Origin of the sequence: Methylobacterium soli (assembly GCF_008806385.1) — a bacterium.
Lineage (GTDB): Bacteria > Pseudomonadota > Alphaproteobacteria > Rhizobiales > Beijerinckiaceae > Methylobacterium > Methylobacterium soli.
The window spans coordinates 1-13,601 of sequence record NZ_VZZK01000046.1 but is presented as its reverse complement, the minus strand read 5'-3'; the positions used below and the strand labels follow the sequence as shown (position 1 = coordinate 13,601).

Genomic DNA, 13,601 nt, shown 5'->3' with positions numbered 1-13,601 from the left:
AGGTCCCCACCTCAGCCCGCCCGGTTCGCCGTGGCGGGCCTTCTCGTCGCCTGTCAGACAGCATTCAGCCATGCTGGGTCGAAGCATTGTCGAGTTTTAGACAGTAGCACTTCTGTCACAGCGGCATTGTTTTGTAGAGATTCATACCGTCCGTTTGACCCTGTGAATTGACGAATGGTTAACGGCGCGCAACCTCGTGCCGGACGGTTGCAGATCCCGAACAGGAAGCAGTCCTGGCGGCAATCCGGTCCGTGTGGGGGCGTAGGTGGATAAGAGTAGAAAGCTTTCGTGGGATGACATACTGAACCAAGCATCCGAACTGAAGCCACTTGATCGCGCCGATCCCTCCGAGGCCCACCTCAGCAGTGTTCTGCGGCTGATCAGCCCCGCCGACGAGATTGCGGACAAGTCGCCGCCCACTCGCAGATCATCACCCGAGGAGTGGTCTCACCTGATCGAACGTGTGCGGAGCGCCGCAACCCGTGTGCGCGAAGTCGAGACCGAAGCGCACGAACAGGAATTGCGCGTTCAGGAACTCCTCGAGCGAGTGCGCGAGGACATCACCAGCGCCAATGAGCGCGTGAAGGCCGCGGAGACTCATACGCGCGAGATCCAGTTACGGGCGGACGCGCTTCTCAAGGCTGCTGACGAGCGGGTGCGGGCCGCCGAAGAGCGTGCGCGGATTGCGGAGGAGTGGCTGGCGCGCGTCTACGACACCGTCGCCAGCGAGTTCGCGTTTGCTCAGCCCGAGAAGCGCACGGCATGACCCGGGCAGCACGCGACATAACGGGGGCGCTGGATGCCATGCTCTTCGGTCCGAGCGTCGATTTTAGCCCCGACAAGATTGTCATGAGAGCATCGTCCACCATGGCGGCCGTGCAGAACGTGGTGCCGCTCTTCGACGATCGGGATCCGCGCAACAGCCTGGCCTGCGCGACGCCCGGAACTCCGGACGTTACGACCGAGGGGCATGCCCCGGACGTAGCCGATTGGCCGGGCGCCATACAGCTCGTGCGCGATGTCGGCGCGCGGGTCCGGCGGGCACGCGACCTGGCGCAGGAACTCACGCGAGAGTCACAATCCCTTATCCGGCGCAGCCTGTCGCAGACCGAAGCGGCCGAGGAGCGTGCGCGGATCGCCGAGGCCGCTGCTGAGCAGGCCAATCTGCGGGCTGAACGCGCGGAAGGAGCGGCACGTTTGACGGACGAACGAGCGAAGGCTGCTGAGCACGCGATGCAGGCCGCCAAAGCTGCTGAAGCGGATGCGCGCCTCTGGCTTGGGCGTCTTTACGCCAGCCTGAGAAGCGAATTCGAGAGCCTGACAGAGGATTGAGCCGAGCGCGACGCCTCAGAGCTTCTGACCCCGAGGCCCGCAGCTCCGCAGCTTCTGGCGCTCTTTATCTCTGGCCCCGTTTCACCTGCGTGAGTGTCCGTACCAATCCATGCGAGCAGAGTGACGCTGTTGGGTGCTGCCCACCTAGCACGGCCCCGCCAGTCGACCTCTCCCCCGATCCTGTGCTGGCGGGGTCGCTCTTCTCGCCTCACAGTCACTCAACCCCGCAGCCTCACGGCGCGGGGCTTCTTCACTAACGCGCAGCAAGCCAAGGCGAAGATGCGCTGGGAAGTGAGCAGGCAGGAGCAACTTTCAATGCCAAGCCCCGTTGTTCGCTCCTAAGTTGGATCCATCCACCAGGAAGCCATGATGAAGAAGCTCGCAATCCTTACGACGCTGGCGCTGGTATGCGCCGGCCCCGTCCTCGCTCAGGGCCGCGATCCGAATAGCTCGTCGGCCGCATCCGGCAACGCCGAGGAAAACAACAAGCCCCGGTCCAACTCGACAGGCGGCGGTGGAGGTAGCGGCCAGGGCCCTGGCGGCGGCGGTTAATCCGCCTCCACGAAGAAAGCAGCCCCGCAGCCTCACGGCTCGCGGGGTTTTTCGTTGATCTCAGTTCTGCTGACGAGATGCAGACCCGACGTCGCGGGTGCTTGGGCGGAGTTTTCTCCGGAGCTCAGCTCCTCATCCCCGAACAAGATCGCGTAGGTCTCTGGATCATAGTAGGGCAGGATCATCTTGGCGAAGTCGGCGGCCGGCAGGTCAAGCGCCTCGGCCCAGGCCCGCAGCTTATTTGGTGCAATGCGACCACGCCCGGTCTCAAGCTGCGAGATGAAGGTATAGACCCCCCCATCGACCAACGCGCAAAGCTGACGTTGCGATAGCCCCTGCGCCTCGCGCAGACGCTTCAGGAGACGACCGCCTTCGCGGCGGAGTTCCTGAACCTCCGGGCTGGAGAGGCGCTGGGTGTTGGTGAACATGGTACTGGGCCTGGTGCGGTCGACGTAGGGTATGGTTGTAACATACCATCAGGGAAGTTGCTTCTACAACGCCCGCCGTTGCGTGAAGAGATTCCTTCATGTGATGAATGAGCCACGCTAAACGGAAGTTGCATAGACCGGCAGTCCTGCAAGCCCCGCCTGCAAGCCCCGGTGTGATCCCTTCCTCAGTTGAAGACGATCTCCATCTGCCCCGGCTCCATCCAGGCCGACTCGACCGACATGTTCCAGCCCGCGGCCTGCGCCCTCTGACTGAGATTCTCGATGACCCGGTGCACCTCCAGCCGGGTCAGGCTGAGGCGGATCAACGGGCTCGGTCCGGCGCGAAACAGGAGTTCGAAGGTCCGTGGCGTGATGTTGACGTCGACCGCCTGGACCAAACGGGGAGCGGGCACGTTCAGTCTTGTCTCCTCCCCTCCTGCGACGGCAACCGGCGAGGGCACCTGCGTCTCGCCGTAGAGCGCGTCCTGGTGCTCCAGCAGGATGATGTCGTCGCGAAGGTCGGCCGGGGCTGTGGTGGCGAGCGGGCTGGACTGCTCCAGCAGGTTGGCCAGACCGTTGACGAGGCTATTCGTCAGGCGGCGCGTCAGCGCGACATGCACGACACGGCGCTCGGCATCCGAGGCGAGCAGCGAGAGCCGATCCTCAGCCTCCGAGTAGGCGAACTGGAGGCTCCTGGCGATGAGCGGCAAGGTCGAGGTCATGAGGGTACCCTTGGCGCAAATGCCCGCGCGTCCACTCTGCTGATTGCGCGACGTGCGCTACTGAAGCGCAGCTACCTGCCGATCTTGCTCCAGTCCCAGTCGATGGTGTTGTCCTCGGGCAGTGTGATCATTGGCTTGATCTCGGCCTTCGCTCGCTCGGCCGCTTCTGCCTGTGCGCGGGTCTGAGCGAGTTCGCCCAGCGTCGAGAGATTGGCCATTGACAACAGTTGCGCGTAGGCGACGTCAAAAACACTTGTCCGACGAAGCTGGCCGAAGGCGGCATCATCGAGCGCGTTCAGGGTGAGTTCGTTGACGCCGTGCAGGCCGGTGATCTGCTGAGTGCCATTCTCGCCCTGGATCAGGATCGGCCACGGCTCGACCACGCCAGCCGCGTGAAGCTGCCCGCATGTGTTGGTGAGAATTGCTTCGCTCTTCGCAGTCTCATGAAGGAAGGTCCAGACCTGCCGAACGGACGCGCTGAGTTCTCCGCTCTCGTCGAAGAACGTCTCGCCCTCGGTGCTCTTCACCAAGAGCGCGCCCGCCACATCGACGCAATGTGGAAGGTGCATGCAGGTCGATCTCGATTCAAAATCAGAAAACAAAGCGTTCAAAGATTCGATTCAATCAAATTCTTGAAGTGCTCGCCCTGCTCCGTGCTGCGCATTGCTTGTATTCCATACGAACCATAGCTCGCATACGAATGTTCAATGAATTCGACCAGTGTCAGCATTCGTCCACCGTCCCCATCTGCTTGCTTGAAAGCCATAGGGGTATGATACTTTATCTTATGAACTTCCTTTATTTCCGGATAAAGCGGCCACCAAGTGCCTGTCGCCAAAGTAGATGCATAGTATCTACTATCGTAATTTACGTATTTATTTTCAAAATAATGACAGATTTTGCCAGCTAATATATCTACGGCGGCGGCTGTTGGGTGGTTAATTGTGTAAAAACATGGAACTTCAAGGCACGCATCGAGTATTTCTGTCGCTGCTTTTATATCGTTACCATCGTCTCGGCCAAGGGCCTCTATTGAAGATTGTTTGAACTCATCAAACAATCCCACCTTCTCAAAAAAACGACCATTAAAAAGGTTGTTGCACTCACTTTGTGTTAAGCCGGCCAAGAACGCGCCAACAACAATTTTGCTGTGGTAATCGCCAAGTGGACCTACTATTCTCTCTTTGAATCCACCTAAATACGTCATGTCAGGATGAAGCCCCGTGAACCACATGTTCGTCATTGTATGAATGCGGCTTCTCTGACTTTTCAATTCAGCGGTATTCAAGTTTTCAAAGCGAGCATCTTTTATAGTTTGCGTGACGATATCCAGACCTTCAACTCTATTCTTCGAAAGTATTTCTGAAGTTTTTTGCTCAAACCACTCCGTGCCGAATGACGACACATCGATCCAATCATCAACGACAATCTCTGACCCAAGCCTGACTGCACGGCCGATATCGTGACTCTGGCAATTTCCAATAATTGAGATTTTGGTCACATTCTGCCCCTTGATGGCCCAAGACTCTCAGAAGCACAATCGCGAGCCCTCTGCGTGGCTATGCAACCCAGGTGAGCAGCGACACCCAATCCCCCGCATCCACGTAAACGAACTAAAGGCTCGTCGCCCGAATGGGAAGGGCTACGGTCATGAGGGGGTCCTTGGCGGAAATGCCCGCGCAGTCATTTGGCAGATCGCGCGACGGTCACCAAAGCGCAGCTACCGCCCAATTTTGCTCCAGTCCCAGTCGATGCTGCTGTCCTCCGGCAGGGTGATCATCGGCTTCACCTCGGCGCGCGCCCGTTCCGCTGCCTCGGCCTGAGCACGAGCCTGGGCGAGTTGACCGAGTTGGCCGAGATTCGCCACCGAGAGAAGCTGAGCATAAGCCACTCCAACCGCACCGGTTCGACGCAAAGGGCTGAAGGCTGCGTCATCTAAGCCATTCAGCGCGGCCTCATTGATACGGTTCAGACCGGTGACCTGTTGACTGCCATCGCTACCCTGGATCGTGATTGGCCAGGGTTCGATCACGCCCGCCGACTGAAGGAGCCCGCAAGCCTGCACAAGTGTCGCCTCACTTCGAGCCGTGTCACTCAGGAAGTTCGCGACTTCCGTCACGAGAGGGCTCAACGCACCTGCCTCATCGAAGAACGAGTCACCATCCGGGCCTTCAGTGACTAACCCGCTAGCCTCCTCGATGCAGAGGGTGTGCTCTCCGCTAGCCTGTGTGCCGATCAGAAAGGGGTAGCCGCGCAAACCAGCCGGGATGTAGCGTGCCAGCCATGAGCCGCTGGCATCAACGAAGAGATTCTGTCCAGGCAAGAGGCCGAGAACGGCGGCGAGGCTCCAGCGCCCGTCGCGGTGAACGAAGGCCAACGGTAGTGACAGAGCCGCTTGAGTGATCTCGGCCGCAGCGAGCGGGACCAAAGCCGTTGCCGCCGCGAATTGATAACTAGTGAAGCGCCGCCAGCGCAGGTCGGCGTGGCGCGAGCGTGATACGGGGTGGATGCTGCTCATAGACGCTCCCTCAGACGAGGTACGCTACCCGCACCAGGAATGCGGCTATAGGATGCCGAGCCTCTGCCAGACTGGTAGCTTCTCGCTGAGGAAGCTGCGGGCGTCGCCAGTGACAATTGTGGTGCGCTCGCTTGGATCGGTGATCGCCTTACCGTCCTTCACCCAGTTGATACCGAGATGTTGCATGCTCTGAAGGACATGCGCCGTCACCGTTTCTGCAGTATTTCCCTCACCGGCAAGTACAGCGGCAATCATCAGCAGGTCGGTGGTAGCTACTTGAATGCCCGAGCCGACTGCCGGCGCAGCCAAGAAATTGAAGGTGCGGCCTTGCAACATCTTCTCGGCAATGACTCTATTCAGCCGCTGAGCTGGGCTCCGATCAAACTCCGCATTCGATGACCCACTAACGGGCACTGGTAGTACTTGGCCACTATGTACGAACAAAGTTACGGCTTGGAGGGCGGCCCCCGCCCCTCCTTCGCGGAAGGCCGGGAGGGAGGCGATTTCGGCAAAGCTTGCTGTCTTCTCAGCGAGCAGGTCTGCAACTGCCCCATAGATCTCGGCGTTGCCGTTCAGTTCACCGACCGGACTTGGAATTTTAAACGTTACTTGAGATCGGGGCAGGGCTAGCGAAAACTGCATAGCGCCTAGTATGGAATTGTGTTCAATCGAGTTCAGAGTGCTGACTCCACGTGCAAATAGGTCGCGTCGAAACTGCTTATTCGAAGCAATGTCGCGTAGTGTTTCCTTGAACACGACGTCCGTTTCCGCAGCAACCCGCGCCTTAACTTCCTTGGGCAATGCGAGGTTGTCAATATTCTCAACCAGCGTCGCGGATCCGACGAAGCCAAGCTTCGCTCGACCAAACATCTCGGCGACATCCGCAAAGTGGAATATAAACCAATTCGCGTTCAGATACTCATGAGCAAGGTAGTTTCTATCGAGCGAACTCATCTTTTCGATGCGCTGCTGAAGTCCTGCGTTCGCAGCGAAGTAGTTGGCTCCCTCGCTCATCAAGGCTTTGACGAGTTCGAGTCCGGACTCAGTCTGCTCGTCAGAGCGACCAGCCACGCGCTTGGCGTTTTCTCGCATCAGTCGCTGGAGTGGGAGCACCGGAGCCCAGCCTGGCATGCAGTTATAGGAAACGTAGAGAAAGCCACCTGGTTTCAGACGCTTACGGGCGATCTCCACGATGGACTCGTGAGCATCGCTCGAGACCCAGGTGAGAATGCCGTGCAGCACGATAAGGTCGAGGTCGTGCTGTCCCTCCTGTGCCTCTCGGGCAAGATCCTGGAAGCTGGCTTCCCGCAGGCTAACGTTCGTCAGCTCTGCATCATCAACCAGGCCGCGGGCGTGAGCGACGTGTAGCGGATTGAAGTCGATACCTTCGAAATGAGTACCAGGATTGGCGGCGGCGTTGATGACGAAGCCGAGGCCCATGCCGAACCCGAGTTCGAGCACGCGCTGGGGTTGGAGAGCTAAGCCTGGGTGTTTGCCGACACAGGCTGCGGAGAAGGCCACATGGGCTGGGACCGTCTCTCGGTAGAAGCCAAGGGCGTAAGGAATGTCGGCCACGTAGCCTTCGGTCCAAGCTGTCATACTAGGTCCTGCGGTATGCGCTTTGGGGAGAGTATTACCTGCATCCTTGGCGTTAAGGTCGTAGCAAACTAACCCTGAAACGAAACGGGGGACCCGAAGGTCCCCCGCTCAGTAGTTGTATCGCAGGTTAAGCGCGCTGTCGGCTTGGCTTAAATCAGGGCCGGGCCGGGAACCGACGCGAAGTTAGCGGCGGTAAGGTCAGCGACGGCAACGCCGACCAGCTTCACCAAGTGATCGCCGGTTCCATACGTGGCGCTGTCGGCCACCTCGTACAGAGCATACGTGCTGCCCTGGAACGAGAATGCCGTCCAGCCGATACCGGTATGATCAGCAGCAGCGGCGGTTGCCGCAGCAGTGATGGTGGTCGTCGTGTTGTTGATGGTGGTCTGACCGCCTGCGGTGATGGCGGTGTACGAACCCGCTTCGGTGCCCACATGCTGCAGCTGATCGCCAGGTGTAGCAGCGGTGCCAACGGTGAAGCTGGTGACCGTGTCGATCGTGCCAACAACGCCGTCGGTGACAACACCCGAGTCGTTCGTTCCGAACTTCACGAAATCGCGGCCCGAACCGAGATTGATCGTGTCGGCACCGCCACCGGCGGTGATGTTCGAACCGCCCGTGCCGACGGTGATGGTGTCGTTGCCAGCCGAACCGGTGAGCGTAAGCGCACCCGTGAACGTCGAGGCGTTGACCGTCTCAGCATTTGCGAGGCTGTCAACAACCAGAGCATGAGCGCCCGTGATGTTGATAGTGGAGCCTGCCGTCAGGGTGATGACACCAGTCTCGTTCGAACCGGTTTCAGCGGTTCCGTTCGAGGCGAGGTTCACAGTGTAAGCCGTGCCAGCCGGATCAGCACCCGTGTTGAAGGTAACAGCGAGCGAATCCGTCGTGGCGTCGCCCGTAGTACCACCCTCGTAGCTGAGGTTGATCGTCGTGGTACCGACCTTCGCAGTGAAGGACGCGTCACCGCTGTTTGCCTCTCCGAAGGCGTAGGTCCGAGCCGACCCAGCATTCGTGATGATGTCGTCGCCGGCGCCGTTGAACAGGAACTTCGTCACACCGGTGTTCGCGAAGGTGGTTCCGTTCAGAGCGACGTCGCCCGAGCCAGTGAACTCGACCGTCTCGATGCCTGTCACCTTGTTCAGGACGTCGAGGCCGGTAACCGTTGTAACAGTCTGACCATTAACCACGGTCGAGGTCCCAGCGGTGGTGTAATCAGCGCCATCGACCGTAAGCTGGTCGGTGCCTGCACCGCCGTCGATGGTGCCAGTCACTGCCGACAGCGTTCCGGTGACCACGATGTTGTCGTCACCTGCGCCGAGAGCAATCGCCTTCGTAGCTGCGCCGATATTAATCGTGTCGGAACCCGAGCCACCGGTGAAAGCGGTATCAACATCCAGGGTGCTGAGGATCGTGACACCGCCTGTGTATGCAGAAGCGTCGATCGTTGCCAGCTTTGCGGCGTTGCCACCGGTATCATTTAGAGTAAGCGAGATAGCCTTGTCGCCCGTAAGCGTCAGAGCGGTCGCTGCATCGGTCGTGACCGTAAAAGTAGGCACGTTGCCGTTGACAACATTGAGGCTCAGCGACGTCGCAGTATCGTCGCGGACGCTACCGCCCGTCACGCCGTCGAGCTTGACGGCGAGCGCACGCGTGCCTTCTGCAGCGTTGACGCGGACGTCATGCGTCTCGTTCGTGAGGTTCAGGGTCGTGAGCGCGTCGGACGAGATCGTCACCAGATTGGTTCTGGTCGGGGAGACGCCGCCGTTGATAGAGACGGTGGAAAGCGTGTCGGCAGTACCCGCGGTCGTTCCAGTGCCGTTGTCAGTGATGTTGATGGTCGAACCACCAGTCACAGAGACCGACGTCGCGTTTGCCTTTGTGGTGACAGTGACGGCGCCGTTGATGTTGGCGGTGCTAAGCTGCTCGACCGAAACAGTCTCGAGGCCGGTGTACTTCGAAACGTCAGCAGTTACCGTTGTACCGGCGTTGCGGATCGTCACGTTCTCAACGTTCGAAATCGTGGCATTGGTGTTCAGCGTCAGGGCGCCGGACGCGTTCGTGACCGTCAGCGTGTCGGTGCCAGCGCCGCCATCGATCGAATCAAACGCGTTCAGCGTAGCTCCGGTGGCCACGAACGTGTCGTTGGTTGCCGCACCAACGAACGTATCAGTGCCCGTCGTCAGCTCGAAGGTCGTACCGCTGTTGGGGCCGACCTGGTCGTTGAGCGTACCGGTGTTGGGCGTGCCGACAGCAGCAGACTCGAGGAAGGTTACCACGCCAGCAGCGTTGCGGTTAGCGGACTCGGGCGAGTTCGCGATGCCGTCGAGCGTCTGAGCGGGGGTCTTGGTCAGCCAGTAGTTGATCTCGGACTGAGCCGGAGTGCGGCCAAGCATGTCCTGGTAGAGGTTGGTGACCAGCTGCGACGTGACACCGCCGGAGGTGCCGTTGCGAGCCTGATACTCGGGGGTGCCGAGGAACTGGTTGACGATGCCCGTGTAGTCGAAGCCGTTGTCGCGCAGCTGACCAACGAAGAACTGCAGACCGCCCACATCCGGAACGCGCCCGAGAGCAGCCTGATAAAGGCGCACGATGGGGGTGACGTAGGTGTTGGCTTCAACCGACAGCTCGATCTGCTGGCGGACCTGGGCATCCGAGATGTCGGTGCGGTTCGCGAAGTACGCGATGCCGGCCGGATCGACCGGACGGAAAAGAACATTTTGGTAAACTGTGTTGAGCTGTTCAGCTGTTAAGGCCATCGTCATTCCCTTGCGGTGCAGGGAAGCCCCGCCAGCACTGTGGCTGGTCGGCTCCTCCCCGAAGCCCCGACCGGTTTGGTACGGTCGTGACAGTGTGTATTTCACGAAACCATCCGTGTCTAGGCCGATTTCTCGAAGCCAGTCGCAGGATTTTTCGGTGGTGTGGAAAAAGCACAAAATGGCGCAAGTAATTGATTTTACGAGAATTTTATCTACTGGCGTCTGCGCATCGCCGTGACCGCAGGCTTCTGGGTTGAGGCCGGAATGAGGCGTCGACCTGTCTGCCTCTCACGCCACGGCTCGCGCTGGAAAAGGGCTGACGCTCCTCGCGGCTGAGTCGGAGGCTGACCAGGCGGGCCGCGGCAGAGCCGTAGAAACCGCCACCAATCTATGTGATCTAGCTGCCCACTCTGATCGCGCCTCCTACCCACCTAAAAGCTCATGCACTCTTCATATGCGCAGAAACTCTCCGAGCCGGAGACCATCGCTCTCCGCCGTTTGGGCGGTCGTTTTATCAAGGAACTGCGTGAAGACCGGGGCTTCTCGCAAGCGACCTTCATGAAGGCGGTCGGGTACAGCATCAAGCAGTACATCTCGCAGATTGAAACCGGCCGGGCGCGGATTGCCCCTGATCAAATGCGCAACTGGGCGGATGTGCTTCGCGTCAATCATCGAGACTTCGCGCTGATGATGATGCGCTTCTACGATCCGGAGACGTTCGCGATGATCTTCGAGAAGGACCCGGAGATTTTCAGCGGCGCCGCGATCCCGGAGTTCGAGAAGCTTCTCGCGTTGAGCGAGGCGGGGCTGGTCGAGGCCGATGCGGACGCTGAGAGGAAGGCTGCGCGTCTCGCCGCAGCTGATCGCGAGCCTGCTCCAGATAAGCCGCCTGCTCGACGCAGGATTGGACCGGAAATCGAGGCGGCGATCCGAGCGGCAAAGGCTGAGAACCCGCGCCTCGGCATGCACAAGATCGCCAAGAGCCTCGGGGTGGGCACCAGCACCGTGCAGCGGATTTTGGGAGCCTCATAGCGCGGTTGTGGCATTCCAGGTCGACGAGGACGGCTCGATGCTTCGAGCTTGCGAGTAGCAGGGGCAGCCTCAACTCAGCGATGCGAGGTGAATCGCTTTGTACGAGCGGCTTTCGATCTGCTAAGCGTTTGGTGTCTTTCCGCGATGCCCGTCATCTTGCGGTTTGACCGGTGGGCCGGGCGGTCGCTCCCTTGCGGTATCGCTCGGCCCGCTGTCTTGGCTCCAGCGAGATCTCTCGCACATCCCCATAAGCTCGGCATCGAACGACGCCCGCCGGCACCCGCCGCGCGGGCTTCGTCATGTCTGTGGGTGGCTGTGAGCCCGGCGCCGGTAACGACCCGCTAACTGCGCCGCTCCCATCATCCAGCGTCTGCCCGCGAATCCTTCCCCCTAGCGGTCGGACTGGCGGGCCGGGTCTTCCTCGAACGTTGGCCCGGCCCGCTTCTTGGTCACGGTCGCGCTCGGAGGTTTCAGCCACGCCGCTGGCTCTCGGCCGTTTAACGCCACCTGCCGAGCCGTTCTAAAGGCGCGCTGAGCTTCGCCTACTTGTCGTGGTGGCCGGCCGCAACGCGGTCGGTCAGGGCCATCAGGAGCCCCGAGATCACGAAGATCATATGCAGGCCGACGAGCCAGGCGAGGTCGCGGTCGGAGCTGGCCTTCACATCCATGAAGGCTTTGAGGAGCTGGATCGCCGAGATGGCCACGATCGAGGACATCAGCTTGAGCTTCAGGCCCGTGAAGTCGATCGTGCCCATCCATTCGGGCCAGTCCTTGTGGTCCGAATGGTCGAACTTCGAGACGAAGTTCTCGTAGCCCGAGAACATCACGATGATCAGGAGCGAGGCGGTAAAGGACAGGTCCACCAGCGTCAGCACGCCGAGGATCGTCTGCGACTCGTTCGATTCGAGCGCGTGAAGCGCGAAATGGGCGATTTCTTGGAGGAGCTTGACGAGGAGCACGAACAGGCCGATCGCCAACGCCCCGTAGAACGGGGCCAGCAGCCACCGGCACGCGAACAGGGCCCGCTCAAACGCCCGTTCCAGCATCCGCATCCTCGCCCGCTCAAGCTTCGTGGGCGGTGTCGCACGCCCGCGCGACACCGGCAAGTTTCGGGCACTAGCGCCGCACAACCCCGCCAGCCCAGCCACCACCCTTCAGTCCCGCCGTCTCAGCGGTCTTGTAGATCGGCACGACCTCGCGCCGGCCGTTCCTGAACTCGATGACGACCTCGTCCGCGCAGGTGCGCATGTCGTCGGAGCCGACGTGGTAGTCGAAACCCAGTACGGGTTGGAGCGCTTGCTCGGCTTCAGGTCCACGGCCTCGCGCAGGACGAGCCGGATCCGGTACTCGCCGGCATGCTGGCCGCGAATCAGCTCGTGCGCCGCGGCGGTCTGCGCGATGAACGAAGAGCCGATGGTGGTCTCTGGGAAGTTGCGCGAGTGGTAGTCGTCGGTGGTGACCTCTCGCCAGGGAGGCAGTACGATCATTTCAGCCCCACCTCACGAAGGCCGCGATGACCGAGATTACCAACGCTGCGAGCAGCCAGGGATGTCCGTACGCGACGGCGAAATACATCAACCCGAAGAAGGCCGCCGCGATAGCGATCATGATTGAGCCAGCGACGGGGTTCATCGCTTCTCCGGCCGCCCTCGCAGAAGCACTTTCCGCAGCGCGGCCTTCTTAAGGCCTTCGCTCGCGTCCGGGTCGCGCATCGTCTTTGCCAGGAACCCGTTCTGCCGCAGCAACGTGCCTACGACCACCTCGTGAGAGCCTACGGGAATGCGGGTCGCGGAGGGCATGGCGAGCCACGCGTTGACGGCGCTCTGAACCTCTTCCTCCGTCAGTGCTCCCTGTTGGAGCAGCGTCTCGATCGTCGCAGGGTTCGTCATGGCCGCTTAAGCTAGGTCACAGCATCGCGCAGCCCAGAGCAGCCGGACCACCACTCACCGCTTCACCGGCCGGGCCAAGATGATGGCGGTCTGCACCATGGTGCGCTTGAAGGTGGCGGATTCGTCCGGGCTAGCGAGCACCTTCCGGGTCGGCTCATGCCCGCGGACCGCCTCGGCGAGGTCCAGGCCGTAGCCCTCGCCCATCATGAAAAGCGTCGTCGTCGGGTCCGCCATGTAGGCGTCGACCGCCGCGTGCAGATCCTCGGCGGTGATCGCCTTTGCCTTGAACAACTCGCCGGTGGTCGGTGGTGATTCGGCCATGCCGACGAGCGTATGAGCGCGGACGGTCGAGCGCTAGGGCTCGATCACTTCCTCACCTTCGCAACTAGAGCGCGGATCATGTCGAGATACATGTCCACGACCTCCTCGCCGCAAGCGTAGTTAAGCCCCTTCACCAATGAGCGGATGTGCGCAAGGGTTCTTCCGCAGTCAGGTCGGCCGGCGGGGCCTGGCCTGAGCGGAGCTCGACGACGTTGCCGGGTTTATGGGCTGGCGACTCAGTCATGGCCCGACCGTATGGCCAAGGTGCGTCAGGTCGCTACGGTAGGAATGGTACCGAGCGCTGGCCAAGACGCGTTGTCGGAGAACCCGAGCCCTTTCTCGGAAGCCTTTCCGGGATGCGTTCTCGGACGATTGGCGCCTAACAGGCTGTTGAAGAAGTCGGCCAGCGGCGGGCGATGAAGGGGACTTCATCGCCGGCGTGGAAGCCG

At 60.7% G+C, this 13,601-nt stretch carries 16 protein-coding genes; 4 read left to right on the top strand and 12 right to left on the bottom strand.

Features of this window, described 5'->3' with window-relative positions; genetic code table 11:
* Positions 1-265: 265 nt before the first annotated feature.
* The 3 genes from F6X53_RS27715 (at position 266) to F6X53_RS27705 (ending at position 1,884) form a co-directional block, all read left to right on the top strand.
* Positions 266-766 carry a hypothetical protein gene (locus tag F6X53_RS27715; protein WP_238296010.1) on the top strand — a complete coding sequence of 167 codons (501 nt, stop codon included), beginning with the start codon at positions 266-268 and terminating at the stop codon, positions 764-766.
* Positions 763-1,332 (top strand): hypothetical protein, encoded by a 570-nt coding sequence (locus tag F6X53_RS27710; RefSeq protein ID WP_151004460.1) that lies wholly within the window; start codon positions 763-765, stop codon positions 1,330-1,332. The genes F6X53_RS27715 and F6X53_RS27710 overlap by 4 nt, the downstream gene beginning before the upstream one ends.
* 366 nt (positions 1,333-1,698) lie before the next feature.
* Complete coding sequence (locus F6X53_RS27705) at positions 1,699-1,884, top strand: hypothetical protein (RefSeq protein WP_238296009.1); 186 nt, start codon at positions 1,699-1,701, stop codon at positions 1,882-1,884.
* Positions 1,885-1,916: 32 nt separating this feature from the next.
* On the opposite strand, the gene F6X53_RS27700 is transcribed toward F6X53_RS27705, so the two are convergent.
* From F6X53_RS27700 to F6X53_RS27670, 7 genes are all read right to left on the bottom strand, one after another.
* The gene (locus tag F6X53_RS27700; protein ID WP_151004458.1) at positions 1,917-2,312 is read right to left on the bottom strand and encodes a helix-turn-helix domain-containing protein; all 396 of its coding nucleotides are present in this window, start codon (positions 2,310-2,312) and stop codon (positions 1,917-1,919) included.
* 185 nt (positions 2,313-2,497) lie between these two features.
* The gene (locus tag F6X53_RS27695; RefSeq protein ID WP_151004456.1) at positions 2,498-3,034 is read right to left on the bottom strand and encodes a hypothetical protein; all 537 of its coding nucleotides are present in this window, start codon (positions 3,032-3,034) and stop codon (positions 2,498-2,500) included.
* Positions 3,035-3,105: 71 nt separating this feature from the next.
* The gene (locus F6X53_RS27690) at positions 3,106-3,603 is read right to left on the bottom strand and encodes a SapC family protein (protein ID WP_151004454.1); all 498 of its coding nucleotides are present in this window, start codon (positions 3,601-3,603) and stop codon (positions 3,106-3,108) included.
* Between the two features lie 38 nt (positions 3,604-3,641).
* Positions 3,642-4,535 carry a WcbI family polysaccharide biosynthesis putative acetyltransferase gene (locus tag F6X53_RS27685; RefSeq protein WP_151004452.1) on the bottom strand — a complete coding sequence of 298 codons (894 nt, stop codon included), beginning with the start codon at positions 4,533-4,535 and terminating at the stop codon, positions 3,642-3,644.
* A gap of 219 nt (positions 4,536-4,754) precedes the next feature.
* A complete protein-coding gene (locus tag F6X53_RS27680) occupies positions 4,755-5,552 on the bottom strand; it encodes a SapC family protein (protein WP_151004450.1) in 798 nt (265 codons plus the stop codon).
* A 45-nt stretch (positions 5,553-5,597) separates the two neighbouring features.
* Positions 5,598-7,151, bottom strand: coding sequence for a class I SAM-dependent methyltransferase (locus tag F6X53_RS27675; protein WP_151004448.1), 1,554 nt, complete (start codon positions 7,149-7,151; stop codon positions 5,598-5,600).
* 149 nt (positions 7,152-7,300) lie between these two features.
* Entirely contained in the window at positions 7,301-10,015 is a 2,715-nt protein-coding gene (locus F6X53_RS27670; protein ID WP_151004446.1) for a DUF4214 domain-containing protein, read from the bottom strand.
* A gap of 336 nt (positions 10,016-10,351) precedes the next feature.
* Between F6X53_RS27670 and F6X53_RS27665 the strand changes: the two genes are divergently transcribed.
* Positions 10,352-10,942: a helix-turn-helix domain-containing protein gene (locus F6X53_RS27665; RefSeq protein WP_151004444.1), complete on the top strand. Its 591-nt coding sequence runs from the start codon at positions 10,352-10,354 to the stop codon at positions 10,940-10,942.
* Between the two features lie 542 nt (positions 10,943-11,484).
* Here F6X53_RS27665 and F6X53_RS27660 read toward each other — a convergent pair.
* From F6X53_RS27660 to F6X53_RS27645, 5 genes are all read right to left on the bottom strand, one after another.
* Positions 11,485-11,988: a TIGR00645 family protein gene (locus tag F6X53_RS27660; RefSeq protein WP_151004442.1), complete on the bottom strand. Its 504-nt coding sequence runs from the start codon at positions 11,986-11,988 to the stop codon at positions 11,485-11,487.
* Positions 11,989-12,058: 70 nt separating this feature from the next.
* Positions 12,059-12,190: a hypothetical protein gene (locus tag F6X53_RS33770; protein ID WP_280526075.1), complete on the bottom strand. Its 132-nt coding sequence runs from the start codon at positions 12,188-12,190 to the stop codon at positions 12,059-12,061.
* A gap of 240 nt (positions 12,191-12,430) precedes the next feature.
* Positions 12,431-12,574, bottom strand: a complete 144-nt coding sequence (locus tag F6X53_RS27655; RefSeq protein WP_151004440.1) for a DUF4175 domain-containing protein — start codon at positions 12,572-12,574, stop codon at positions 12,431-12,433.
* Positions 12,571-12,831, bottom strand: a complete 261-nt coding sequence (locus F6X53_RS27650) for a hypothetical protein (RefSeq protein WP_151004438.1) — start codon at positions 12,829-12,831, stop codon at positions 12,571-12,573. Before F6X53_RS27650 ends, F6X53_RS27655 begins: the two co-directional genes overlap by 4 nt.
* Before the next feature lie 54 nt (positions 12,832-12,885).
* Positions 12,886-13,152 carry a hypothetical protein gene (locus tag F6X53_RS27645; protein WP_151004436.1) on the bottom strand — a complete coding sequence of 89 codons (267 nt, stop codon included), beginning with the start codon at positions 13,150-13,152 and terminating at the stop codon, positions 12,886-12,888.
* Between the last annotated feature and the right edge of the window lie 449 nt (positions 13,153-13,601).

Excerpts from the sequence above, each read along its gene's own strand:
- F6X53_RS27710 (WP_151004460.1), top strand. The coding sequence starts at position 763 with ATGACCCGGGCAGCACGCGACATAACGGGGGCGCTGGATGCCATGCTC.
- F6X53_RS27705 (WP_238296009.1), top strand. The coding sequence starts at position 1,699 with ATGATGAAGAAGCTCGCAATCCTTACGACGCTGGCGCTGGTATGCGCC.
- F6X53_RS27700 (WP_151004458.1), bottom strand. The coding sequence starts at position 2,312 with ATGTTCACCAACACCCAGCGCCTCTCCAGCCCGGAGGTTCAGGAACTC.
- F6X53_RS27695 (WP_151004456.1), bottom strand. The coding sequence starts at position 3,034 with ATGACCTCGACCTTGCCGCTCATCGCCAGGAGCCTCCAGTTCGCCTAC.
- F6X53_RS27690 (WP_151004454.1), bottom strand. The coding sequence starts at position 3,603 with ATGCACCTTCCACATTGCGTCGATGTGGCGGGCGCGCTCTTGGTGAAG.
- F6X53_RS27680 (WP_151004450.1), bottom strand. The coding sequence starts at position 5,552 with ATGAGCAGCATCCACCCCGTATCACGCTCGCGCCACGCCGACCTGCGC.
- F6X53_RS27675 (WP_151004448.1), bottom strand. The coding sequence starts at position 7,151 with ATGACAGCTTGGACCGAAGGCTACGTGGCCGACATTCCTTACGCCCTT.
- F6X53_RS27665 (WP_151004444.1), top strand. The coding sequence starts at position 10,352 with ATGCACTCTTCATATGCGCAGAAACTCTCCGAGCCGGAGACCATCGCT.
- F6X53_RS27660 (WP_151004442.1), bottom strand. The coding sequence starts at position 11,988 with ATGCTGGAACGGGCGTTTGAGCGGGCCCTGTTCGCGTGCCGGTGGCTG.
- F6X53_RS33770 (WP_280526075.1), bottom strand. The coding sequence starts at position 12,190 with ATGCGCACCTGCGCGGACGAGGTCGTCATCGAGTTCAGGAACGGCCGG.
- F6X53_RS27655 (WP_151004440.1), bottom strand. The coding sequence starts at position 12,574 with ATGAACCCCGTCGCTGGCTCAATCATGATCGCTATCGCGGCGGCCTTC.
- F6X53_RS27650 (WP_151004438.1), bottom strand. The coding sequence starts at position 12,831 with ATGACGAACCCTGCGACGATCGAGACGCTGCTCCAACAGGGAGCACTG.
- F6X53_RS27645 (WP_151004436.1), bottom strand. The coding sequence starts at position 13,152 with ATGGCCGAATCACCACCGACCACCGGCGAGTTGTTCAAGGCAAAGGCG.